2 protein-coding genes are annotated in these 1,598 nt (G+C 30.2%); both read right to left on the reverse strand.

What is annotated here, in order from left to right:
- On the reverse strand, positions 1 to 738 hold a 738-nt coding region (nusB, locus tag VK998_RS04705; RefSeq protein WP_325226057.1), incomplete at its 3' end, for a transcription antitermination factor NusB.
- Positions 739 to 810: 72 nt separating this feature from the next.
- Entirely contained in the window at positions 811 to 1,506 is a 696-nt protein-coding gene (locus VK998_RS04710; protein WP_325226059.1) for a zinc metallopeptidase, read from the reverse strand.
- Between the last annotated feature and the right edge of the window lie 92 nt (positions 1,507 to 1,598).

Genomic DNA, 1,598 nt, shown 5'->3' on the forward strand with positions numbered 1-1,598 from the left:
AGCAATTTGAGCAACTAACATACTACTTTCATCTTGAATAATAAAATGACCTAGCTTAAACTCATCTACATCAGTAATTCTACTAGGATTATCAACTATCAATCCATCTTTAGCGTATTTTGTCTTATAAAGCCTATAACCATAGCTGGACAATTGATCCATTAGAACTTCTCTACTAGTTTTGAGATTATTTACCCGAATATTTAACTTAGGTGTGAGATTGTTTGCTATACACAATTTTTCAGTAAATTCATATCCATATTCTTCTATCCACCTCTCAACTATCCATTTAGGATGAGAGTATTTAATAGATATTAAATTCATTCTGTTTTTTTCATCAAGCAACATCATCTTTTCTTTGTTTCTGGAAAAATTTCGCAATATGCCATTTACAAAGCCACTAACTCTTTTGTTACCATATTTTTTTGATAGTTCCACAGCTTCATTTACAGCCGCTCTATCTGGAATTTTATCCATAAAGGCTATTTGATATACTCCCATTCTTAAAATCTCCAATATAATGGGTTGGATTTTTCTAATCTTTATCTTGGATAATTTTGAGATAATATGATCTAGATATAATAAATTTTCTATTACTCCATAAACGATCCCTCTAATTAAATTTTCATCTTTTATGTCAATTTGGCCCTTTAAATATTTATTGATAGTATAATTAGAATATGCTCCTTTTGAATTTATATCTATTAAGATATTCAAAGCTATTTCTCTAGATTTCATATATAAACTCTCCCTATAAAATTTTTTGCCTGGACTGAGCCAGGCAAAATATGCTTTATTAGATTTTATTTATTAATTTCTTCTTCTACCTGTTATAGAAAGAAGTCTTAAAAGCTGTGCCAAAGCTACTAATGTTGCAGCAACATAGGTTAAAGCTGCAGCATTTAAAACCTTCTTAGAAGAGCTTATTTCATCACGATAGACTATACCATTTTCTAATTGAATTAATGCTCTTCTACTAGCATTAAATTCTACTGGTAAAGTAACAACTTGAAATAATACTACTGCTATATAAAGTAGTATTCCAACTTCAATTAAAAAGGGGCTAATTACAAAACCTAATAATATTAAAATCCATACAAATCGTGAACCAAGACTTGCAATAGGTGCTATATTATTTCTTAAAATTAATGGGAAATAACCTTCTCCGTGTTGTATTGCATGACCTACCTCATGGGCTGCTACAGAAACAGCTGCAATTGATCTGCCATTGTATACATTTCTTGATAACCTAATTACCTTTGACCTAGGATCATAATGATCTGTCAGTTCTCCAGCAACAGGCACTATTCTAACATCATGTAACCTATTTCTATCCAATATCATTCTAGCCACTTCATTACCAGTATAACCTGAACGACTTTGAACTTTCAAATATTTATTAAAAGATGATGAAACTTTTAACTGAGCATACATAGCAAATAACAATGCAGGCAATAAAATTAAGAACCAACTTCCACCAATTCCACCATAATATCCGCCATACATACTATCTCCTCCTTAATAAAATCAACCTAATTTTATATTCAAATCTAACTGATTACCTCTTATATAATCAGATACTTTAAGCTTTTTCTTTC

Source organism: Schnuerera sp. (assembly GCF_035459645.1).
GTDB lineage: Bacteria > Bacillota > Clostridia > Tissierellales > Tepidimicrobiaceae > Schnuerera.